Source organism: Pseudomonas halotolerans (assembly GCF_039581215.1).
Taxonomy (GTDB): domain Bacteria; phylum Pseudomonadota; class Gammaproteobacteria; order Pseudomonadales; family Pseudomonadaceae; genus Aquipseudomonas; species Aquipseudomonas tehranensis.
Genome location: NZ_JBCNTJ010000017.1, coordinates 39,755 through 62,380, shown reverse-complemented (window position 1 = coordinate 62,380; position 22,626 = coordinate 39,755). Strand labels below are relative to the sequence as shown.

20 protein-coding genes are annotated in these 22,626 nt (G+C 62.6%); 12 read left to right on the top strand and 8 right to left on the bottom strand.

Annotated features, from left to right (window positions below):
• The first annotated feature begins 84 nt into the window (after nt 1-84).
• Nucleotides 85-957, top strand: a complete 873-nt coding sequence (trxA, locus tag AAIS01_RS21145) for a thioredoxin (RefSeq protein ID WP_343470536.1) — start codon at nt 85-87, stop codon at nt 955-957.
• Nucleotides 958-1,082: 125 nt separating this feature from the next.
• Here the strand turns inward: trxA and AAIS01_RS21140 are convergent, their stop codons facing one another.
• Nucleotides 1,083-1,433, bottom strand: a complete 351-nt coding sequence (locus tag AAIS01_RS21140; RefSeq protein WP_343470535.1) for a hypothetical protein — start codon at nt 1,431-1,433, stop codon at nt 1,083-1,085.
• A 133-nt stretch (nt 1,434-1,566) separates the two neighbouring features.
• Here AAIS01_RS21140 and AAIS01_RS21135 point away from each other — a divergent pair, with 133 nt between their 5' ends.
• The 5 genes from AAIS01_RS21135 (at nt 1,567) to AAIS01_RS21115 (ending at nt 5,745) form a co-directional block, all read left to right on the top strand.
• Nucleotides 1,567-2,157, top strand: a complete 591-nt coding sequence (locus AAIS01_RS21135; RefSeq protein ID WP_343470534.1) for a DUF2796 domain-containing protein — start codon at nt 1,567-1,569, stop codon at nt 2,155-2,157.
• Between the two features lie 158 nt (nt 2,158-2,315).
• Nucleotides 2,316-3,026, top strand: a complete 711-nt coding sequence (locus AAIS01_RS21130; protein WP_343470533.1) for an ABC transporter ATP-binding protein — start codon at nt 2,316-2,318, stop codon at nt 3,024-3,026.
• Between the two features lies 1 nt (nt 3,027).
• The gene (locus AAIS01_RS21125) at nt 3,028-4,293 is read left to right on the top strand and encodes an ABC transporter permease (protein ID WP_343470532.1); all 1,266 of its coding nucleotides are present in this window, start codon (nt 3,028-3,030) and stop codon (nt 4,291-4,293) included.
• An 11-nt stretch (nt 4,294-4,304) separates the two neighbouring features.
• Nucleotides 4,305-4,823 (top strand): DUF3299 domain-containing protein, encoded by a 519-nt coding sequence (locus AAIS01_RS21120; RefSeq protein ID WP_343470531.1) that lies wholly within the window; start codon nt 4,305-4,307, stop codon nt 4,821-4,823.
• Between the two features lie 223 nt (nt 4,824-5,046).
• On the top strand, nt 5,047-5,745 hold the full coding sequence (locus AAIS01_RS21115) for an OmpW/AlkL family protein (RefSeq protein WP_214964267.1): 699 nt from the start codon (nt 5,047-5,049) through the stop codon (nt 5,743-5,745).
• Nucleotides 5,746-5,958: 213 nt separating this feature from the next.
• On the opposite strand, the gene AAIS01_RS21110 is transcribed toward AAIS01_RS21115, so the two are convergent.
• On the bottom strand, nt 5,959-6,888 hold the full coding sequence (locus AAIS01_RS21110) for an NAD-dependent epimerase/dehydratase family protein (protein ID WP_343470530.1): 930 nt from the start codon (nt 6,886-6,888) through the stop codon (nt 5,959-5,961).
• Entirely contained in the window at nt 6,881-7,765 is an 885-nt protein-coding gene (locus AAIS01_RS21105) for a sugar nucleotide-binding protein (protein WP_076386543.1), read from the bottom strand. Before AAIS01_RS21105 ends, AAIS01_RS21110 begins: the two co-directional genes overlap by 8 nt.
• A gap of 292 nt (nt 7,766-8,057) precedes the next feature.
• Here AAIS01_RS21105 and AAIS01_RS21100 point away from each other — a divergent pair, with 292 nt between their 5' ends.
• From AAIS01_RS21100 to AAIS01_RS21080, 5 genes are all read left to right on the top strand, one after another.
• Nucleotides 8,058-12,371 carry a DEAD/DEAH box helicase gene (locus tag AAIS01_RS21100; RefSeq protein ID WP_343470529.1) on the top strand — a complete coding sequence of 1,438 codons (4,314 nt, stop codon included), beginning with the start codon at nt 8,058-8,060 and terminating at the stop codon, nt 12,369-12,371.
• Between the two features lie 280 nt (nt 12,372-12,651).
• The gene (locus tag AAIS01_RS21095) at nt 12,652-13,578 is read left to right on the top strand and encodes a DUF72 domain-containing protein (RefSeq protein WP_343470528.1); all 927 of its coding nucleotides are present in this window, start codon (nt 12,652-12,654) and stop codon (nt 13,576-13,578) included.
• Nucleotides 13,575-14,387 (top strand): endonuclease/exonuclease/phosphatase family protein, encoded by an 813-nt coding sequence (locus AAIS01_RS21090; protein WP_343470527.1) that lies wholly within the window; start codon nt 13,575-13,577, stop codon nt 14,385-14,387. The genes AAIS01_RS21095 and AAIS01_RS21090 overlap by 4 nt, the downstream gene beginning before the upstream one ends.
• Entirely contained in the window at nt 14,384-15,682 is a 1,299-nt protein-coding gene (gene clsB, locus AAIS01_RS21085) for a cardiolipin synthase ClsB (protein ID WP_343470526.1), read from the top strand. The genes AAIS01_RS21090 and clsB overlap by 4 nt, the downstream gene beginning before the upstream one ends.
• The gene (locus AAIS01_RS21080; RefSeq protein WP_343470525.1) at nt 15,669-16,670 is read left to right on the top strand and encodes a lysylphosphatidylglycerol synthase domain-containing protein; all 1,002 of its coding nucleotides are present in this window, start codon (nt 15,669-15,671) and stop codon (nt 16,668-16,670) included. The genes clsB and AAIS01_RS21080 overlap by 14 nt, the downstream gene beginning before the upstream one ends.
• 138 nt (nt 16,671-16,808) lie before the next feature.
• Here the strand turns inward: AAIS01_RS21080 and AAIS01_RS21075 are convergent, their stop codons facing one another.
• The 3 genes from AAIS01_RS21075 to AAIS01_RS21065 form a co-directional block, all read right to left on the bottom strand.
• On the bottom strand, nt 16,809-17,567 hold the full coding sequence (locus AAIS01_RS21075; RefSeq protein WP_092394837.1) for an alpha/beta hydrolase family protein: 759 nt from the start codon (nt 17,565-17,567) through the stop codon (nt 16,809-16,811).
• The gene (locus tag AAIS01_RS21070) at nt 17,557-18,666 is read right to left on the bottom strand and encodes a DUF3182 family protein (protein WP_343470523.1); all 1,110 of its coding nucleotides are present in this window, start codon (nt 18,664-18,666) and stop codon (nt 17,557-17,559) included. The genes AAIS01_RS21075 and AAIS01_RS21070 overlap by 11 nt, the downstream gene beginning before the upstream one ends.
• Nucleotides 18,667-18,867: 201 nt before the next feature.
• A complete protein-coding gene (locus tag AAIS01_RS21065; RefSeq protein WP_343470522.1) occupies nt 18,868-19,860 on the bottom strand; it encodes a GlxA family transcriptional regulator in 993 nt (330 codons plus the stop codon).
• A 96-nt stretch (nt 19,861-19,956) separates the two neighbouring features.
• Between AAIS01_RS21065 and AAIS01_RS21060 the strand changes: the two genes are divergently transcribed.
• A complete protein-coding gene (locus AAIS01_RS21060) occupies nt 19,957-20,511 on the top strand; it encodes a cysteine hydrolase family protein (protein ID WP_343470521.1) in 555 nt (184 codons plus the stop codon).
• Nucleotides 20,512-20,618: 107 nt separating this feature from the next.
• Here AAIS01_RS21060 and AAIS01_RS21055 read toward each other — a convergent pair whose 3' ends face one another.
• Both AAIS01_RS21055 and AAIS01_RS21050 read right to left on the bottom strand, forming a co-directional pair.
• Complete coding sequence (locus AAIS01_RS21055; RefSeq protein WP_047229766.1) at nt 20,619-21,137, bottom strand: single-stranded DNA-binding protein; 519 nt, start codon at nt 21,135-21,137, stop codon at nt 20,619-20,621.
• A 9-nt stretch (nt 21,138-21,146) separates the two neighbouring features.
• Nucleotides 21,147-22,544: an MFS transporter gene (locus AAIS01_RS21050; protein WP_092394849.1), complete on the bottom strand. Its 1,398-nt coding sequence runs from the start codon at nt 22,542-22,544 to the stop codon at nt 21,147-21,149.
• Nucleotides 22,545-22,626: the final 82 nt, after the last annotated feature.

The following is a 22,626-nucleotide window of genomic DNA, read 5'->3' as shown; positions in this document are numbered from 1 at the left end:
CCACAAGACGAAAGCCCACCCCGCTTTCAGCTCCCCCCACCAAGCCGTATAGTTGCCTCATTCAAGCGTTCTACGAGATTCCCCATGACCCAGGACACCCCGTACATCTTCGACGCCACCACCGCCGACTTCGACCAGTCGGTGATCGCCAACTCTTTTCACAAACCGGTGCTGGTGGATTTCTGGGCCGAGTGGTGCGCGCCGTGCAAGGCGCTGATGCCAATGCTGCAGGGCATTGCCGAGAGCTATCAGGGCGAGTTGCTGCTGGCCAAGGTCAACTGCGACATCGAGCAGGACATTGTGGCCCGCTTCGGCATTCGCAGCCTGCCTACCGTGGTGCTGTTCAAGGACGGCCAGCCCGTCGACGGCTTCGCCGGCGCCCAGCCGGAGTCCGCCGTGCGGGCGATGCTCGAACCCCATGTACAGATGCCGCCCCCGGCCGCCGCCGACCCGTTTGAACAGGCCCAGGCGCTGTTCGAAGACGGTCGTTTCGCTGATGCCGAAGCGGTGCTCACTGAGCTGCTGGCAGAAGACAATACCAACGCCAAGGCCCTGATCCTGTATGCCCGTTGCCTGACCGAGCGCGGCGAGCTGACAGAAGCACAGACCGTGCTCGACGCGGTCAAAAGCGATGAGCACAAGGCCGCGCTGGCCGGGGCCAAGGCGCAGATCCAGTTCCTCGGCCTGGCCAGGGATCTGCCGGACGCCGCCGACCTCAAGGCCCGCCTGGCGAAAGACCCGCAGGATGACGAAGCGGTGTATCAACTGGCAATCCAACAATTGGCCCGCCAGCAGTACGAGCCAGCCCTCGACGCGCTGCTCAAGCTGTTTGTCCGCAACCGCGGCTACAGCGAAGGCCTGCCTCACAAGACGTTGCTGCAAGTCTTCGAATTGCTGGGCAACGACCATCCGCTGGTGACGACCTATCGTCGCAAGCTGTTCGCGGCGTTGTACTGATTCCTCTGTAGGAGCTGCCGAAGGCTCGGGCCGCGTTCAGACGATCTTTTGATCTTTCGCTCGATACTCAAGCGTCAGGGGTAAAGATCGCAGCCTCGCTTCGCTCGTCAGCGCCTACACAGCGCCTACGCGGTTTCGTGCCAGCGGTAGAGCGGGGTGTCGCCGCCGCTGATGACTTTCACGTCCGGGCTATGGCGCAAGCGCACTAACAGGCGTTTGCCGGCAGGGGCGCTGCCGGTCAGGCCTTCGAGCTGCTCCAGCAGGTCCGGGCCGCTCAATTGCCCGGCCTTGCGCAGCAATTCCCTGGCGATCTGCCACAAGGCATCGTCCTGATTGGCCGGCCGGCTCGCAGGCGTCGCCGTGTGATCGGGTTTGACCGCTTGCAACTGCGCGCCGAGCTGCGCCCAGTCCCCCTCATCCATGTCGATCGACAAGTCCACCGGCCAATCACCGACGGTTCCGCGTATCCGCAACATCAGCGTGCTCCTGAAAATTTCATGCGCCCATGCTCCCATGGGCCTTGCGCGACGCCAAGCAGACGGTCAAACTCTCCGCACTTTCGTTATAAGATTACATAACAGAACACTCACTTTCATCCGGAGACTCGTCATGCGTCGTCTGCTTCTCGCCCTGCCGTTCGCCCTGTTGCCACTGTCTGTCGCCCATGCGGCCGTCGAGCATGACCACGATCATGATCACGCGCATGGCAGCCTCGGTGCCCATGAACACGGTGTCGGCCGGCTGAACGCTGCGCTGGACGGCCAGACCCTGGAACTGGAGCTGGAAAGCCCGGCGATGAACCTGGTGGGCTTCGAGCACGCCGCCACCAGCGATGCCGACAAGGCCAAGGTCGCCGCCGTGCGTGCGCAACTGGACAAGCCGCTGGCGCTGTTCAGCCTGCCCGCCGCCGCCCAATGCACCGTGGCCCAGCAGGAACTGGAAAGCCCGTTGTTTGGCGATGAACCGGACCACGATGACCACGACGAAGATGACCATGGCGACGAACACCACGGCGAACACAGTGAAATCCATGCCCACTACCAATTCACCTGCGCCGCCCCCGGCGCGCTGAAGAACCTGGACCTGGCGACCCTGTTCAAAACCTTCCCGGCCACCCAGAAAATTCAGGTACAACTGATCAGCCCGAGCGGCCAGCAAGGCGTGGAAGTGACGGCCAAGGCGCCTGCCCTGAAATTCTGATTCACTGCCAACCCCAATGTGGGAGCGAGCTTGGTGGGAGCAAAGCTTGCTCGCGATAGCGGTCTAACGGTCAACATCCAAATTGAATGTGATGGCCTCATCGCGAGCAAGCTCAGCTCCCACAGGTCTCCTGCAGGTTCCACTTTGAAGCGGTAAACATGACCCAAGCACTCATCGAACTGTCCGACCTGGGCTTCAGCTGGCCCGGGCATCCGCCGTTGCTGGATATCCCGGCCTTTCGCCTGGAAGCGGGTGAAACCTTGTTCCTCAAGGGGCCGAGCGGCAGCGGCAAGACCACGCTGCTGGGGCTTCTGGGCGGCGTCCAGACACCGGACCGTGGCAGCATTCGCCTGCTTGGCCAGGAACTCACTGAACTGGGCGCCGGGGCCCGCGACCGTTTTCGCGTGGACCACACCGGCTACATCTTCCAACAATTCAACTTGCTGCCGTTTCTCTCGGTGCGCGAGAACGTTGAACTGCCCTGTCACTTCTCGACATTGCGCGCGCAACGAGCGATCCAGCGCCACGGCAGCGTCGATCAAGCCGCTGCCACGCTGCTGGCGCACCTGGGCCTGACCGACACAAATCTGCTTGGGCGCCGCGCCGACTCACTGTCCATCGGCCAGCAGCAACGGGTCGCGGCCGCCCGGGCGCTGATCGGCCAACCGGAACTGGTGATCGCCGACGAACCCACCTCGGCCCTGGATTACGACGCCCGGGAAAACTTCCTGCGGCTGTTGTTCGCCGAATGCCGCGCGGCCGGATCGAGCCTGCTGTTCGTCAGCCATGACCAGAGCCTGGCGCCGCTGTTCGACCGCCACCTCTCGCTGGCCGATCTCAATCGCGCCGCCACGCCACTCGAGGTCTGAGATGTATTTGTTCCGTCTTGCCATGGCCAGCCTGGCGAACCGCCGTTTCACCGCGATCCTCACCGCTTTCGCCATCGCCCTTTCGGTGTGCCTGCTGCTGGCGGTAGAGCGAGTACGCACCGAAGCGCGGGCCAGTTTCGCCAGCACCATCAGCGGCACCGACCTGATCGTGGGTGCTCGCTCAGGTTCGGTGAACCTGCTGCTGTATTCGGTGTTTCGCATCGGCAACGCCACCAACAACATTCGCTGGGACAGCTTCGAGCAGTTCGCCAGCAACCCGAAAGTGAAGTGGGCGATCCCCATGTCCCTGGGCGATTCCCATCGCGGTTACCGCGTGATGGGCACGACCGAGGCGTACTTCGAGCATTATCAGTACGGTCGCCGGCAACACTTGGCACTGGCCGAGGGCCGGGCCTTCGCCACCGATCCGTTCGAGGTGGTGCTGGGGGCCGAAGTGGCCGAAGCACTGCATTACAAGCTCGGTGACAAACTGGTGCTGGCCCACGGCGTGGCGGTGGTCAGCCTGGTCAAGCACGATGACAAGCCCTTCACCGTGGTCGGTATTCTCAAGCGCACCGGCACCCCGGTGGACCGCACGCTGCACATCAGCCTTGGCGGCATGGAAGCGATCCACATCGATTGGAAAAACGGTGTGCCGGCCCAGGGCAAGGGCCGCATCAGCGCCGACCAGGCCCGCAACATGGACCTGACGCCCAAGGCGATTACCGCGTTCATGCTCGGCCTCAACAGCAAGATTTCCACGTTTGCCTTGCAGCGCGAGGTCAACGAGTTTCGCGGCGAGCCGCTGTTGGCGATTCTGCCCGGCGTGGCGTTGCAGGAGTTATGGAGCCTGATGGGCACGGCGGAAAAAGCCCTGTTCGTGATTTCGCTGTTCGTGGTGCTGACCGGTCTGATCGGCATGCTCACGGCGATCCTCACCAGCCTCAACGAGCGGCGCCGGGAGATGGCAATCTTGCGCTCGGTGGGCGCGCGGCCGTGGCACATCGCGACCCTGCTGGTGCTCGAAGCCTTCGCCCTGGCGCTGGCCGGGGTCGCCGCCGGGTTGGCCCTGCTGTACATCGGCATCGCCGCCGCGCAGGGTTATGTGCAGTCGGCCTATGGCTTGTATCTGCCCTTGGCCTGGCCAAGCGAATATGAATGGACGCTGATGGCTGGCATTCTGGTCGCCGCTTTACTGATGGGCAGCGTGCCGGCCTGGCGCGCCTATCGCCAATCGTTGGCCGATGGCTTGTCGATCCGTTTATGAGGACGTTGAAGATGCCCCGCGCTTTGCTTGCGCTGTTGATGACGGTCGCCCTGCCGCTGTGGGCGGCCGAACCGAGGGACTTGTCGTGGCAGGAAATGATCCCGCCGGACGCCCCGCCGGAAGTGCCGAACATGACCCCGCTGCACGACCTGTCGCAGATGAGCGATGCCCTGGCCGCCGAAGCAGCCCCGGCGGCCAAGCAGGATTTGCCCAACGCGCCGGTGGTCAAGGAACTCGACGGCCAGCAGATTCGTTTGCCGGGTTATATCGTGCCGCTGGAAGTCAGCGAGGAAGGCCGCACCACGGACTTTTTGCTGGTGCCGTATTTCGGCGCTTGCATCCATGTACCACCGCCGCCGTCGAATCAGATCGTGCATGTGAAAAGTGAAATCGGGGTCAAGCTCGACGAGTTGTACCAGCCGTACTGGGTCGAAGGGCCGATGCAGGTCAAGCCGTCCACCAGTGAACTGGCCGATGCCGGGTATCAGATGGAGGCTGAAAAGATTTATGTGTATGAGCTGCCGGAGTGAATCCGGCGGTTATATATCGCCTTTGAAATAGCTTTCGCGAGCAAGCCCGCTCCCACATTCGACCGCATTCCTTCTGACGAAACTCGGTCAACTGTGGGAGCGGGCTTGCTCGCGAAGGGGCCCTCAAGGTTGCTCATCACGCTTTCATTGAGCTGAGTCAACAGACCGGCCCAGACGGCTCCGTACCATAGGACATCAATTTTAGATGCCCTCTGGAGCCCCCATGCAAAAGTCTCTGCTCAGCGCTTCCCTCATCGCCCTCGCGCTCGCCGCCCCGCTCGCCCAGGCGCACACCGCCGGCGATATCATCGTTCGCGCCGGCGCTATCACCGTCAATCCGGAAGCCGACAGTTCCAGCGTCAAGGTCGACCGTGGCCCGCTGGCCGGCGCCGACCTGGGCGGCAAGGCAACCATGAGCAGCGACACTCAGCTGGGTCTGAACTTCGCCTACATGATCACCAACAATCTGGGGATCGAACTGCTGGCCGCGTCGCCGTTCGAGCACGATGTGAAGATCAAAGGCACCGCCCTGGGCGCGGCCAACAATAAGCTCGGTACCCTCAAGCACCTGCCGCCGACCCTGAGCCTGGTCTATTACCCGCTCGACGCCAAGTCGGCCTTCCAGCCTTACGTCGGTGCCGGCATCAACTACACCTGGATCTACGATGAACACGTCGGCAGCGAAGCCAGTGCCAACGGTTTCAGCAACTTCCGGGCGAGCAACAGTTGGGGCATGGCGTGGCAAGTGGGCGCCGACTACATGCTGACCGACAACATCATGGTCAACGGCCAGATTCGCTACATCGACATCGACACCACCGCCTATGTGGACAACAACGCCGTGGCCAGCGGCACCCGGGCCAAGGTGAATGTCGATGTGGACCCTTGGATCTACATGGTGGGGTTGGGTTACAAGTTTTAACCTGCAGCACCATGGCAAGTTGACAACAAATCCTGTGGCGAGGGGATTTATCCCCGTTGGGCTGCGCAGCAGCCCTGTAATCGCCACTGCGGTGCGTCAGGTTCACCCCATGTGTTTATTTGGGACTGCTGCGCAGTCCAGCGGGGATAAATCCCCTCGCCACAACGGTGTATGCCATGACAAAAAAGGCGCCTCGAAAGGCGCCTTTTTCGTTCAGCGGCCCAGCAACCGCGCCAACCCCACACTCATCGGCGTTTGTTGTGGGAAGCTGAAGCGCTCCAACAGCCGGCGATTATCAGCCCGGGAATGGCGGATGTCGCCGGAGCGCGCCGGGGCGTAGCTGATCGGCGGCAGATCGCCCACCACCGCGGCCAGGGCCTGGAGCAACTGCTTGAGGGTCGTGGCCTGGTTCCAGCCGACGTTCACCGCGCCCACTTGCACGTCAGGTGTTTCGATGGCCTGCACCAACAGGTCCACCAGGTCTTCAACGTAGACAAAATCCCGGGTTTGCTCGCCATCGCCGAACACCGTAATCGGCAGACCCTTCTGCGCCCGCTCGCTGAAAATGCTGATGACGCCGGAATAAGGCGACGACGGATCCTGACGTGGGCCATAGATGTTGAAGAACCGGAACACCGCCGGTTCCAGTGCGTGCTGTCGGCGGTAGAAGTCCAGATAGAACTCGCTGGCCAGCTTGTCCGAGGCATAGGGCGTGAGCGGGGCCTTGGGCGTGTCTTCGTCGATGGACTCACCCTCGCCGTTGTTGCCATAAACCGCCGCACTGGAGGCGAACAGCACCCGCTTCACCCCGGCCTGGCGCATGGCTTCGCAGACATTGAGGGTGCCGATGAAATTGCTCTGGTGCGTACGCACCGGATCGTCCACCGAGGCCTGCACCGAAGCCACCGCCGCCAAGTGCGCCACGGCACTGCAACCGGCCACGGCCTGGGCTACCAGCGCCGCATTGGCCACGTCGCCTTCCATCAGTTCAACCCGAGGGTTGTCCAGCGGCAGGTTACTGCGCTTGCCGGTGGACAAGTCATCGAGGATGCGTACCGAATGGCCCTTGGCAAGCAAGGCGTCGGTCAGGTGCGAACCAATGAAACCAGCGCCGCCGGTGATTAAAACAGGACCTTCAGCCATGACGATAAAACCTATCCAGTAAGCCCGGGAGTGCGGCGCGCCAGGCGCGGGGCTTGATCCCGAACGTGTGCAGAATTTTCTTGCAGGCCAGCACCGCGTGTTGCGGTTCTTCCGCAGCATCCGGCCGTGCGGCGTGTGCCTGGGGGGTGGGCGATTCGATTGCCAGAGGGTGCAGGGCCCGAGCTTCGGTGAGGATCGCCTGCCCCAGTGCCAGCGGCGTGGTCGCCTCATGTCCGGCATAGTGGTAAGTGCCCCACAGCGGCGCGGCGCAATCGAGTTGCTTGAGCACCGAGATGATTACCCGCGCCGCATCGTCCACCGGCGTCGGATTGCCCCGACGGTCGTCGGCCAACAGCAGGTCTTCGGGTTGTTCGGCTCGGGCCAGGAAACGTCCCAGGATGCCGTCGGCGCTGTCGTCCAGCAGCCAGCCGAAACGCAACAGCACATGTTGCGGACAGGTGGCGCGCACGCTTTGCTCGATCCGCCACAACGCCTGGCCGCGCAGGCCCAGGGGCACGGGTTCATCCTTCTCGCTGTACGCCGTGGCGCGGGAACCGTCGAACACGCGATAGCTCGACGGTTGCAGCAAGATGATGTTGTGATGCTGGCACAACTCGGCCAGGCGCTCGACGGCGCGCTCCTGGCTGGCCAGGCGCTGCTCGCTGACGGTTTCGGCCTGGAACCAGTCGAAGTAGTACGCCAGGTTGATCAAGGCGTCCGGTCGAGTGTCGTCCAGCAGCTGCGTCAGGCTCGCGGCATCCCAGCCGTCTTCGGGGGGGCGGGGGGCAAGAAAACCGATGTCTTCTTCCGCACCGAGGCGAATCAGCGCCTGCCCAAGGGCATTTCCGCCGCCCAGTAACATAAGGCGCATTCGCATAAAGTCAGCAGGCCCGGTCTGTTGGCAAAAGAATGGGGTCGAAAACGCCCGCAGGCGTTGTCGGAATCGTTGCATTTTGCGGGTTTAGTGCGCAACCGTCATCCGTAAAGTGCAGATCCGGTATTTGTGTGCACCTTGAGGCCGCTATCGCGAGCGAGCTCGCTCCCACAGGAGATCTCAGTGCCTATGCGATCTGTGTGGGAGCGAGCTTGCTCGCGATGAGGCCCTGACAGGCGATGGACATCTCAGCCGATACTTGCATCTCCCCCGCTCCACCCGCATAAACTGCCTTATGAATCTGCCCCTTGCAGCCGACCACGCCATGGCAGGCTTTCACCCCGCCGTTCGCGCCTGGTTCAGCCAGACCTTCCCGGCGGTCACGGCCGCCCAGGCCCGGGCGTGGCCGTTGATCGGCCAGCGGCGTTCGGTGCTGGTCGCGGCGCCTACCGGCTCGGGCAAGACCTTGACCGCGTTTCTCGCGGTGCTCGATGACCTGGTGCACCGCGGCCTGGAACAAGGAGGCCTGCCGGACCAGACCCTGGTGGTCTACGTTTCGCCGCTCAAGGCCTTGAGCAACGACATCCAGATCAACCTGCAAAACCCACTCGCCGGCATTACCGAACAATTGCGGCAGATGGGCTTGCCGCCCCTGCACATCACCACCGCCGTGCGCACCGGCGACACGCCACAAAAAGACCGCACGGCGATGCGCAAGACCGCGCCGCACATTCTGGTGACTACGCCCGAATCGCTTTACGTGCTGCTCGGCTCCGATTCCGGCCGGCAAATGCTCGCCAGCACCCGCACCGTCATTGTCGACGAGATCCACGCCATCGCTGCCAGCAAGCGCGGCAGTCACCTGGCCTTGAGCCTGGAGCGTCTGCAAGCGCTGTGCGCCGAACCGCTGATGCGCATCGGTCTGTCCGCCACACAAAAACCCATTGAAGCGGTATCGCGCTTTCTCGTCGGCCAGGGGCGCACCTGTGAAATCGTCGACATCGGCCACGCCCGCCCCCGGGACCTCGATATCGAGGTGCCTCCAGTGCCGCTCTCGGCGGTGATGGCCAATGACGTCTGGGAACTGGTCTACAACCGCCTCGCCGACTTGGCCCGGGAACACCGCACCACCCTGATTTTCGTCAACACCCGACGGCTGGCCGAACGCCTGAGCCGTCATTTGAGCGAACGCCTGGGCAAGCATGCCGTGGCCGCCCACCACGGCAGCCTCGCCAAGGAGTTTCGCCTCGACGCCGAACAACGGCTCAAACGCGGCGAGTTGCAGGTGCTGATTGCCACCGCGTCCCTGGAACTGGGCATCGATATCGGCGACGTCGACCTGGTGTGTCAGATCGCCTCGCCACGGTCGATCTCGGCATTTTTGCAAAGGGTCGGCCGCTCGGGCCATCAGGTTGGCGGCACGCCCAAGGGACGCCTGTTCGCCACCACCCGCGACGACTTGATCGAATGCGTCGCCCTGCTCGATTGCGTGCGCCGTGGCGAGCTGGACATTCTGCACATTCCCAAGGCGCCACTGGACGTGCTGGCCCAGCAGATCGTCGCCGAGGTCAGTTGCCAGGAATGGCAAGAACAGGCGCTGCTGGAAACCTTTCGCCGCGCCGCGCCCTATGCCGAGCTGGATGACGGCCACTATCAGGCATTGCTGCAAATGCTCGCCGAGGGCCTCAATGGCCGTCAGGGCGTGCGCAGTGCGTACCTGCATCGCGACGCTGTCACCCGTACCCTGCGCGGGCGTCGGGGCAGCAAGCTGACCGCCGTGACGAGCGGCGGCACCATCCCGGACAACGCCGACTACAGCGTGCTGCTCGAACCCCAGGGATTGAACATCGGCAGCGTCAACGAAGACTTCGCCGTAGAGAGCATTGCCGGCGACGTATTCCAGTTGGGCAATACTTCTTACCGCATCATTCGCGTGGAGACCGGTCGGGTGCGGGTCGAGGATGCCCAAGGCCAGCCGCCGACCATTCCGTTCTGGCTTGGCGAAGCCCCCGGGCGCAGCGCCGAGTTGTCCCTGGCGGTAGCCCGTCTGCAAGCGCAACTGGACCAACTGCTCGGTGCCACGCCGGGCAACTTGCAACCGGCCCTCGACTGGCTGACCGGCACTTTGCAACTGAACCTGGCCAGTGCCGAGCAACTGGTGGACTACCTGGCCCCGGCACGCCTGGCATTCGGCGCGTTGCCGTCCCAGGACACGCTGTTGATGGAGCGGTTTTTCGACGAATCCGGCGGCACGCAACTGATCATCCACACGCCCTTCGGCAGCCGCATCAACCGCGCTTGGGGCCTGGCCTTGCGCAAGCGCTTCTGCCGCACCTTCAATTTCGAGTTGCAGGCCGCCGCCAGCGAAGACGCTATCGTGCTGTCGCTGTCCACCAGCCACAGCTTCGAGCTGGACGAGGTCTGGCGCTATCTCAATAGCCAGAGTGCCGAACAGATATTGATCCAGGCGGTGTTGGACGCCCCGCTGTTCGGCGTGCGCTGGCGCTGGAATGCCAGTGTTGCCCTGGCCTTGCCGCGCTACACGGGCGGACGCAAAGTCGCTCCACAGATCCAGCGCATGAAAAGCGAAGACCTGATCGCCAGCGTATTCCCGGACCAGATCGCCTGCCTGGAAAACCTCGCCGGCGAGCGGGAAATCCCCAATCACCCACTGGTGGAACAGACCCTCGACGACTGCCTGCACGAAGCCATGGACAGCAAAGGCTGGCTGACGCTGTTGCGGCGCATCGAAGCAGGTGAAGTTCGCCTGATCAGCCGCGACCTGCCGGCGCCCTCGCCCTTGGCGGCGGAAATCCTCAGCGCCCGGCCCTACACCTTTCTCGACGACGCACCGCTGGAAGAACGCCGCACTCAAGCGGTGATCAACCGGCGCTGGAGCGACCCGCAGTCCACCGACGACCTCGGCGCACTGGACGCCGACGCCATCCAGGCGGTACGGGACGAAGCCTGGCCGGCCCCCACCCACCTCGATGAAATGCACGAAGCCCTGATGAGCCTGGCCTGCATCGCCGACAGCGAGGCCAGCGCCAACGCACAATGGCTGGACTGGTTACAGACCCTGGCTGAGCGCGGCCGCGCCAGTCATGTACAGATCAGCGCCGAACGCGGTCTGTGGGTGGCGCTGGAACGGCTGACGTGTCTGCAAGCCGTTTATCCACAGGCTCAATGGCGGCCACCGCTGACGCCCCTGCCGGGTTTTGATGAAACCTGGGATGGCGATGAAGCCGTGGTGGAGGTATTGCGCGCACGGCTCAGCGCCTTCGGTCCGCTGCCGTTGAAGGCCATCGCCGATCCCCTCGGCTTATCGTCCCCGTCAATCAGCCAGGCCCTGGCGCAGCTGGAACAGCAAGGCTATGTGTTGCGCGGCCGGTTCACCCCGGGCACCGGCCAGGAGGAGTGGTGCGAGCGGCATTTGCTGGCGCGCATCCACCGCTACACCGTCAAGCGCCTGCGCCGGGAAATCGAGCCGGTGATGTTGCAGGACTTCATGCGGTTCCTGTTCGACTGGCAGCATCTGTCGCCGGCCACTCAGGGCCGGGGCAGCGCGGTGCTGCCATCGATCATCAGTCAGTTCGAAGGCTACCCGGCCGCCGCTTCGGCGTGGGACAGTGACCTGTTGCCGGCGCGGATCAAGGACTATTCCCCGAGTTGGCTGGATGAGCTGTGCCGCAGTGGCAAGCTGGTGTGGACTCGCCTGAGCGCGCGCCAGAAGCAATCTTCCAGCGCCTTGCGCAGCACGCCGATTGTGTTACTGGCGCGCAATCGGGTCGCCCTCTGGAGCAGCCTGACCGAACAGACCCCGCCCAGCGAACTGTCACCCAAGACGCAAAAAGTCCATAAGGCCCTCAGTGAACACGGCGCGCTGTTTTTCGATGAGTTGCTGCACGAAGCGCACTTGCTGCGCAGCGAACTGGAGATCGCGTTACAGGAATTGGTCGGCGCCGGGCTGGTGAATGCCGACAGCTTCGCCGGGTTGCGCGCGTTGATCACCCCGGCCAGTAAGCGCCAGGCGCGCAGCAGTCGGCGCGGGCGTGGAGCGTTCGTGGGCGGCATGGACGATGCCGGGCGCTGGGCCTTGTTACGCCGTAGCGCCCCAGTGCCCGCGGAAGGAAACCGGCCAGCGACCCTGCCGCCCGACACCCTGGAACACATCGCCATGACCTTGCTGCGCCGTTATGGCGTGGTGTTCTGGCGCCTGTTGGAGCGGGAGGCGGATTGGTTGCCGAGCTGGCGCGAGTTACTGCGCACTTTTCATCGCCTGGAGGCGCGGGGCGAGATTCGCGGCGGACGTTTTGTCAGCGGCCTGGCGGGTGAGCAATTCGCCCTGCCCGAAGCCATCCCGCTGCTACGTGAAGTGCGCCGCCGCCCCACGGATGGCAGCCTGGTGGCGGTGTGCGGCGTCGACCCGCTGAACCTGGCCGGGACCTTGTTGCCGGGCGCAAAAGTGCCGGCCCTGGCGAGCAATCGGTTGGTGTATCGCGATGGTTTGCCAGCGGCGGCGCAGATCGCCGGCAAGCAGCATCTGTGGCTGGAGCTGGATGCGCAGGGGATGGCTGAAGTGAGGAATAAGCTGATTCAACACTTTTGAACCCACGCCACAAAAATCCGTGGCGAGGGAGCTTGCTCCCGCTGGGCTGCGCAGCAGACCCAAAATCCTGATCGGCTCGATTCAAAGATCAGCCCAACAGCGACGGCTGCTACGCAGCCGAGCGGGAGCAAGCTCCCTCGCCACGGGTGACTAAGTAGGGCAACCAGAACATGGAACGCTCACGCCACCCACCGCCGGTAACCCCATCGAAACTTTCTACCCCGCGCGACAGTCATCAAAAGACACAGGCGGTACGAGGTCATTGGCACGGGAGGGACACATGACGGCGATCCACATTGGCATTTCCGGTTGGCGTTACACGCCTTGGCGGGGGGATTTCTACCCCAAGGGGCTGACCCAGAAACGGGAATTGCAGTTCGCCTCGCGAGCGGTCAACAGCATCGAGATCAATGGATCGTTCTACGCCCTGCAACGCCCCGAACGGTATGCCCAGTGGTACGCCGAGACACCACCCGGCTTCGTCTTCAGCGTCAAGGCACCGCGTTTCATCACCCACATCAAGCGTCTTCGGGACATTCACAAGCCGTTGGCCAATTTCTTCGCCTCCGGGGTGCTGGAGCTCAAGGAAAAACTCGGCGCGATCCTCTGGCAGTTTCCGCCCAGTTTCAAATTCGAGCCTGAGCTGTTCGAAGATTTTCTCCGGCAACTTCCCCATAACACCGAAGATGCCGCGGCCCTGGCCCGGGAGCACGAACCGCGCCTGAACGGTCACGCCAGCACCCATGCCGATAAAAAACGGCCGCTGCGCCACGCGGTGGAGATCCGTCATGAAAGTTTTATCGATCCACACTTCATCACCTTGCTCAAACGCTATGACGTGGCACTGGTGATCGCTGACACCGCCGGCAAATGGCCCTATCGCGAAGACGTGACCAGCGACTTCGTGTACTTGCGCCTGCACGGAGCCGAGGAGTTGTACGCCAGCGGCTACACCGACGCGGCCTTGAAACGCTGGGCCGAGCGCATCGAGGCTTGGAGCCACGGCACACAACCGCGCGATGCCCATTTGATCGACCCAAAAAAGAAACCCCGCGCCCGCAAGAGCCGGGAGGTGTTCTGCTATTTCGACAATGACATCAAAGTCCGTGCGCCCTATGACGCGCGTCACTTGCTGGAGCACTTCGACCTGGACAAGAACCTGGCCACCGCGCCCGGCGAATGCCCGGCCGAGGGGGTATTGCCATGAGCACCCCGGAGTTCACCGAAACGACCCGCGATCCCACCCAAAACCCGCCGCAAGACCTGGAGCGGATCAACCGCTTCACGGTCCTGACGGTCAATACCCACAAAGGTTTCACCGCCCTGAACCGGCGCTTCATCCTCCCGGAACTGCGCGAGGCGGTGCGCAGCGTGTCCGCCGACGTGGTGTTCTTGCAGGAAGTGCACGGCACCCACGAGCACCACCCGCAGCGCTATTCCAACTGGCCAAGCATGCCGCAGTACGAATTCCTCGCCGATAGCCTCTGGCCACAGTTCGCCTACGGGCGCAACGCGGTGTATCCGGCGGGCGACCATGGCAACGCATTACTGTCCAAATTCCAGATCATTCGCCACGACAACCTGGACGTGTCCATCAGCGGCCATGAAAGCCGCGGCATGCTACACAGCGTGCTGCGCCTGCCGGGCGGCGATGAGCGGGAAATCCATGCCATCTGCGTCCACCTGGGGTTGCGCGAGGGGCATCGTGTCGAGCAATTGAAACTGCTTTGCCAGCGTTTGAGCGAACTGCCGCCCGAGGCGCCGGTCATCGTCGCCGGGGACTTCAATGATTGGCGCGGCAAAGCCAGCGAGCTGCTCGAACCCAGCGGGCTGCGGGAGGTGTTCGCCGAGCAATGGGGCAAGCCGGCTCGCAGCTTTCCGGCGCGCCTGCCGGTCCTGCGCCTGGACCGCATCTACGTGCGCAACCTCAAGGCCCGTCATCCCAAGGTATTGAACGTACGTCCCTGGTCGCACCTTTCCGACCATGCCCCGCTTTCGGTGGAGATCGAATTATGAGCGCGACAATGAACAAGGCGACGGTGGAACAGGTGGAGGTTCCGCCGACCGAGCGTAATCCGGCGCTGGTGGACATCGAATACGGTTGGCACGGCAATAACCGGGTCACGCTTTTGGAGAACGGCGAGGAATATTTCCCCAGGGTCTTCGAGGCGATACGCCGGGCCGAAAAGGAAATCCTCCTTGAGACCTTCATTCTGTTCGAGGACAAAGTCGGTATCGAGCTACGGGACCTGCTGGTGGACGCGGCCAAACGCGGCGTACGCATCACCGTGAGCCTGGACGGTTTTGGTTGCGGCGAGCTGACCCCGGAATTTCTCGCGACATTGAGCGATGCAGGGGTGCGTTTACAGATGTTCGACCCTGCCCCACGGCACCTGGGGATCCGCACCAACTGGTTCCGACGCCTGCATCGCAAAATCGTGGTGGTGGACGGTGTGATCGCGTTTATCGGCGGGATCAATTTTTCCGCCGACCATCTCGGCGACTTCGGCCCTGAGGCCAAGCAGGATTATTCCGTGGAGGTCAAAGGCCCGGCGGTGGTGGATATCCATCACTTCGCGCTGTTGCAGAGCGGTCGGTCCAGCCGGGCCAAATTCTGGTGGCAACGCCGCCGAAGCCGGCGCAACGAGTTGGCCTTCAACGATCATGACGGTCAGGTGCGGCTGGTCTATCGCGACAACCATGAGCATCAGACCGACATCGAAGAGGTGTACCTGCAAGTGTTACGCAGTGCCCAACGGCGCGTGGTCATTGCCAATGCCTATTTCTTCCCTGGTTACCGGCTGCTGCGCGAGATCCGCAATGCCGCGCGGCGTGGCGTGGAGGTACGCCTGATCCTGCAGGGCCAGCCGGACATGATGATCGCCAAGCTCGCCGCGCGGATGTTGTACAACTATCTGCTCAAGGCTGGTGTGGTGATCTACGAGTATTGCGAACGGCCGTTGCACGGCAAAGTCGCACTGGTGGATGAGGACTGGAGCACCGTGGGCTCAAGCAACCTCGACCCCCTGAGCCTGTCCCTGAACCTGGAAGCCAATGTGCTGATCCGCGACCGGGCCTTCAACCGTGAATTGTTCGAGCGTCTCGATCATCTGAGCCGCAACCATTGCACCGCCATGCCGGCCAACCCTGCCCCACGGGGCCTGCTGTGGCGCATGACCGTCGGCTTCATGGTGTTCCACTTCCTGCGCCATTTTCCGGCCTGGGCCGGCTGGCTGCCGGCCCATAAGCCGCGTCTGAAACCTTTTTCGCCGCCCACCGCGGTTCGGAGCGAACCCCATGAACCACTCTGACGCGCACACGGCGCCAAGTAATGCCCACGCGGGCGAACACAGCAAGCCCAAATCACGCTGGAGCCGCTGGAAACGCCCACTGACCCTGGCCTTCTTCCTGCTGCTGATCGTGCTGTTCACGGCCTTGGCCCGGCGCATCGACTGGGCCGAAGTGTTCGCCACCCTGGCGGACTTCAAACTGCGCACATTGCTCATTGCCGGTGCGCTGACCGTGACCAGTTTCATCACTTACGCTTGCTTCGACCTGATCGGGCGCACCTACATACGGCAGAAACTGGGCTGGCGGCAGATCCTCCCGGTGGGCGTGATCAGCTACGCCTTCAATCTGAACCTCAGCGCCTGGGTTGGCGGCATCGCCATGCGCTACCGGCTGTATTCGCGGCTGGGGGTGAGCAACGGAAACATCGCCAAGATCCTCGGCCTGAGCCTGGCCACGAACTGGTTCGGCTACATGACGTTGGCCGGGGTGGTGTTCAGCAGCGGCCTGGTCACGATGCCGCCGGGCTGGAAACTGAGCAGCACTGCGCTGCAAGGTGTGGGTGTGCTGTTGCTGTGTATCAGTGCCGGTTACCTGGTGGCCTGCCGGTTTTCCAAACGCCGGGCCTGGACCATCCGCGGCATGGAAATCAACCTGCCGTCGCTGCGCATGGCAGGGCTGCAACTGGCACTGGGGGCCTTGAACTGGTCGCTGATGGCGGCGGTGATCTTTACCCTGCTGCCGGGCAAACTGGATTATCCGGTGGTGCTCGGGGTGCTGATGATCAGCAGCATTGCCGGGGTCATCACTCACATTCCGGCGGGATTGGGGGTGTTGGAGGCGGTGTTCATTGCACTGCTGCAGCACGAGGTTTCTCGCGGCAGCCTGCTGGCGGGGTTGATTGCCTATCGGGCGATCTATTTCATCTTGCCGTTGCTGATCACGGTGGTGATGTACCTGGTGATCGAGGCGAAGGCCAAGGCGTTGCGGGTCAAGCCGGGGCCTAAGTGACGGGTGGGCAGGTCTGACCTCATCGCGAGCAAGCTCGCTCCCACAGGAGATTTTTGGTGGGCAGCAATTCTGTTTTCGCCGCAGATCAATTGTGGGAGCGAGCCTGCTCGCGATAAGGGCCGCATGAACACAGCGCAATCAGCGCGACTGAATGATGCTCAACCGCTCGCCCACCACCATCTCGGTGATCCAGTCCACCAGGATTGAGGTGTAGGCCTGTTGTGACACCGGGTCACTCAAGGCATGGTCGGCGCCGTCGATGATCCGGTGCGTCAGCGAATGGGTCTGCTGGCACGCCGCTCGGTAGCTCATGATCGTCGCGTGGGGCACATGGTCGTCGGTCTCCGACTCCACCAGCAACACATCACCCGTGAACTGCGAGCACGCGTGCAAAGCGCGGTTGGTGTCGGCGTGCACCAGGGTACTGCGGTAATCCAGCAGGTCAGTCTTGTCCAGGTCACGCTTGGGCGTGTGCCATTGCTCGTCGCGGTACAACGCCGGCACCCGCAATGCCAGCCAGCGCACCGGCCGCAGCAACGTCAGGATCGCCGCCAGGTAACCGCCGTAGCTGGTGCCAACCACGGCGATCGCCGAGGTGTCCAGGGCCGGATGGGCAAGCAGCCGGTCGTAGGCGGTGAGCAAATCCCGCAGGTTGTCTTCCCGGGTCACCCGGGACAACGGAATGCCCGCCCCGCCGGTATGCCCGCGCAAGTCGAAGGTCAGGCAGACGCAGCCCAGGCCGGCAATGCCTTTGGCTCGCTCCAGGTCACGCTCCTGGCTACCGCCCCAACCGTGGACGAACAACACTCCTGGAACCTTCGATTTAGGGCTCAGAAAGGTGCCGTTCATGTATTCGTCGTCGATCTCGATCTGAATGGTTTCGCTTCTAGCCGTCATAGGAATGAACCGTTACGTATTTAAGAAGAAAGTCTCCATTGTGCGCCGGGCCGCGATACACCTCTCTGGCGCCTGGGGGCAGCGGCTGGTCCGTGTAGGTCTCCACCGAGGACACACGGACCGCGCTGGACGAAGGATCCTCAACGAATGCCTGTAACGCCGCCAGTTCAGCACTGCTGGCCCCCCCCATCCGCCATGATTGTTCCAGCACACCACCGCGAGGCTGGCCGCTGACGTCAATGCCCTGAGCGATGTCGTAATTGCGCCGCGAGGCAAAGAACCTTGGGAAGGCTTGATTGGCGGCATCGTCAAACACCTGCGCCAACCGCACCGCCTCGCGCACATCGTCGGGCAGCTCAAGTTTTAGCAACTCAATATAGCCGCCCTGCACCGCCAACAGGTCCGAGCCGCCATAAACCTCCAGCCCTTCACTGTCGCGCGTCAGATGTTGCACACCGCAGTAGCTCAAGACCTGGCCGTTGATGAAGCTCTGGCCGACGCTCTGGGTCTTGACCTGTTCGAGGTTCTGCTCAAGCACCACACCGTCGCGAAACAGAGTCTGGGCCTCGGGGTCGGCGGCAATTTCATCGAATTGCGCCAGACTCTTGATCACCCGCTGATCGCGGCCGGCACAGGCATGGATAGGCTTGAAGCGGATCGCTCCGGTGTACAGCAGATGTTCGGCCGCCTGGCGCGCATCCTTGAGCGCAAACACCGTCACACCATCGAGCACCGCCCCCCGGGTCAACTTGGCAAACAACGGTGACCAGCCCAAAGGCGCGACCGCATGCCGGTTCAGCAGACCGTGGGTAATGGCCTTTGTGCAGATAAAATCATGCTCGACGTAACCGCCCCAGAGATCCTCTGGCCCTTTGATGCCCAGGCGCAGCGCCGCCTCGGAACCTATTACGGTTTGCGTGGGCAATAAGTAGAGATCATGGCCGGCATGCTGCTGCTCGTTGTAACTGCCGCCGTATTCAAGGCCAAGGATCTGCGCCAGCCAACGGGCAAGCGCCCGGTTGGTTTCGACTTCATGAAGCGGCGCGTGGGGGTTGATCGAATGGTCCACTACCTGTTTGTTGCGATTGACCGTCGTCATGCGGTGCCCTTTTAACTGCGCTCGATGGCTTTAGGTAAAGGGGTGCAGAGATCAGGCCAACGGTGTTGCGAGCCAGACCGAGCAACGAAACGGGCCTATCGGGGAGAATTGATAGCACCGGGCCTGTTTCATTCTGCACGACACCCTGAGACCATCCGGCAAATTGCACGACGGCTGCGACGATGGCGAGGGGATCAATGGCTACTTTTGAGCATTCATCGGGCCCACCCCAAACCTCGCCCGATAATCACTGGGCGCCAACCCGGTAATCTTCTTGAACGTCGCGCGGAAAGCCCCCGGGTCTTGATAACCCACTGTCCAGGCAATGTGATCGATGGTGCCATTGGTGAACTCCAGCATCTCCCGGGCCTTGCCGACGCGCAGGTGCTGGCAGTATTCGGTGGGCTTGAGCCCGGTGGCCGCGCGAAACCTGCGCAGAAAGGTGCGTTCTTCCAGCCCGGCCTGTTCGGCCATGGCGCCGAGGGAAACGTCCACTGCGCCGCTGCCTTGCAACCAGTGCTGGACCTTGAGAATGGCCGCGTCACCGTGTCCGAGGATGGGCGCAAAGTTACTGCCGCATTGGCTAGCGCTGTCGCTGTGTTCGATCACCAGAAACTGCGCCGTGCGCGTGGCGATGCTGGGTCCGAGCAGGCGGTCCACCAGTCGTAGCCCCAGCTCTGACCAGGCCATCAAACCGGCCGTGGTAATCAGGTCGCCATCGTCCACGATGGGCTTGTCAGCGTCGAGCTTGATCTTCGGATATCGCGCAGCAAAGGTCTTGGCCGAGGTCCAGTGGGTTGTGGCGCTGCGCCCATCGAGCAGGCCGCTTTCAGCCAGCAGAATCGAACCGACACACACCCCACCCAGCACCGTGCCGTCGGCATGCCGCGCTCGCAACCAGGTCATCAGCGCCTGCGACACCAGCCCGTCATCGAAACCGGCGATGGACGGTGGAATCAGCAGCGCAACCAATCTGCCCTGGGGACCGGCGAAACTGTCGAACACCCGGGTCGGCACTTCACCGTCCTGCGCTTGCCAGTGACTGACCCGCAGGCGCGGCAACTGCGCGCTGGCTTGCTCGTCGGCAATCCGCTGCGCCACGGCGAACAGATCGGTCAAGCCATGCACCGCCGCCAGTTGCGCGCCGGGGTAGATGAGCACCCCGAGTTCAGCGACTGCCCTTTGCTGCGCCATTGTCAGTTTTCCCTCGCTTATTGTCGTTACGGCCAATTCTGAAACCGGTGGCATGAGCCAATACTGGCTTCAGCCCCCACTGACCGAGGAAACCTTATGTCCAAGCAAGCGCTCATCGTAGTCGATATCCAGAACGACTACTTCCCCCAGGGAAAATGGCCATTGGTCGATGCCGAAGCGGCCGCCGATAACGCCGCCGGACTGATCGAAGCCTTTCGCCAGGCCGCGGATCAGGTGGTGCACATTCGTCACGAATTCACCTCCGATTCCGCGCCGTTCTTCACCCCAGGCTCTGAAGGTGCTCAGTTGCATCCCAAAGTGCTCAACCGCGCCGACGAACCGGTGGTGCTCAAGCACTTCGTCAACTCGTTTCGCGAAACCCAATTGCAAGCCATCCTTGACCGCCACGGCATCAAGCATCTGGTGATCGTCGGCAGCATGAGCCACATGTGCATCGATGGGGTCGCCCGGGCGGCGGCGGACATGGGCTATGAGGTCACGGTGATTCACGATGCCTGTGCCAGCCGCGATCTGGAATTCAATGGGCTCATCGTCCCGGCGGCTCAAGTCCATGCAGCCTTCATGTCGGCGCTGGGGTTTGCCTATGCGGAGGTGGTGAGCACCGAACAGTTTTTGGCTGCCCGCCACTGAGTCATGCCTCTATCGGCAAATTCAAGGCTAAAAAAAACCGCGCCTCGTAAACCGAAGCGCGGTTTTGTCTTTAGCTTGAAGCGCGCGGCTTGAAGCTTCCGGCTGCTTTAGAACGGAATATCGTCATCAAAGCTGTCGAAATCCGGAGCCGGTTGCGGCGCGGCCTGTTGCGGGGCCGCTGGGCGCTCACGCTGTGGCTGAGGCGCCGACTGAGGGCGAGGCGCCTGCTGGCGCGGAGCAGCCTGCTGGTAGTTGTTGCCACCTTGCTGCTGGTCACCCTGTGGACGGCCGCCCAGCAGTTGCATGGTGCCTTGCATGTCGACCACGATTTCGGTGGTGTAGCGCTTGATGCCGTCTTTTTCCCACTCACGGGTCTGCAGCTTGCCCTCAATGTACACCTGCGAACCCTTGCGCAGGTATTCGCCGGCGATTTCGGCCACCTTGCCGAACATCGACACGCGGTGCCATTCGGTCTTCTCGACCTTCTGGCCAGTCTGCTTGTCGGTCCACTGTTCGCTGGTGGCCAGACTCAGGTTGGTCACGGCATTGCCATTGGGCAGGTAGCGAACTTCGGGATCCTGGCCGCAAGTACCGACCAATATGACTTTGTTAACCCCACGGGCCATAACGTTCTCCTAGGCTTCGCACGTGGTCGGGGCCGGGTTGTTCACCAGGCGCTCGAGCGTCGCGCGATCCAATAATTCGGTGTCCAGTTTGATATAAACGGCCGCTTCGTCGGCGACCACCACTGCATCGGTTACTCCAACGACGGCCTTAAGGCGCTCGGTCAGGCCTGCTTCGCGGATGGCTTCGGGCGACAACGGCAAGCGCAGGCTCGTCACATACGGAGGTTCGCGCATGGTAACAGCAAAGGCCAGCCAAAGTGCAGCCAGCGCGGCGCATCCCAGGAACACAACCGACAAACCGCCATGCTGGAACAGCCAGCCGCCGAGGATCCCGCCCAACGCCGAACCGAGGAACTGGCTGGTGGAGTACACCCCCATCGCCGTGCCCTTGCCGCCCGCCGGTGAAACCTTGCTGATCAGCGACGGCAGCGACGCCTCCAGCAGATTGAACGCGGTGAAGAACACCACAGTGCCGATCACCAGAGCCCGCAGGCTGTCGCCGAACTGCCAGAAGAATAGCTCAGTGAGCATCAGCGTCACGACGGCGCCGAGCAAAACTCGTTTCATTTTGCGTCGCTTCTCGCCATAGATGATGAACGGGATCATGGCGAAAAACGAAATCAGCAGCGCCGTCAGGTAAACCCACCAGTGCTGTTCCTTGGGCAATCCGGCCTTCTCCACCAGCGCCAGCGGCAAGGCCACGAAGCTGGACATCAACATGGCATGGAGCACGAAGATGCCCAGGTCCAGGCGCAGCAGGTCCGGGTGCTTGAGCGTCGGAATCAGCGCCTGGCGAGCCACCCCGGATTCGCGGTGCTGCAACGGCCCAGTGGAGCGCGGCACCATGAACGCCACAATCAGGATGCCCACCAGCGCCATGCCCCCCGTGACCAGAAACAGACCTGACAAACCAAAGGCGCGGGTCAGCAACGGCCCGACGACCATGGCGACGGCGAACGACAGCCCGATCGTCATGCCGATCATGGCCATGGCCTTGGTCCGGTGCTGTTCGCGGGTCAGGTCTGACAACAAGGCCATGACGGCTGCGGAAATTGCCCCGGCACCTTGCAGGATGCGTCCGGCGATCACGCCCCAGATCGAATCGGCATTGGCCGCCAGCACACTGCCCAGGGCGAAGATAATCAAGCCCAGATAGATGACCGGTCGCCGGCCGATGCGGTCGGAAATGACCCCGAACGGGATCTGGAAAATCGCTTGGGTCAGGCCGTACGCGCCAATCGCCAACCCGATGAGGGCCGGGGTCGCGCCAGCCAGATCCATGCCATAGGTCGCCAGTACCGGCAACACCATGAACATGCCCAGCATACGGAAGGCGAACACAAGGGCCAGACCGCTTGCCGCGCGGGTCTCGCCGCTGCTCATGCGTTCGCTGTGGGGATCGTGCATGGAAAAACCTCGTGTGAACCGGCGGCGATTCTACCAGTCCCATCGATTGAGGGGGTATATGGCGACCGTTTGCCGCGCAGTC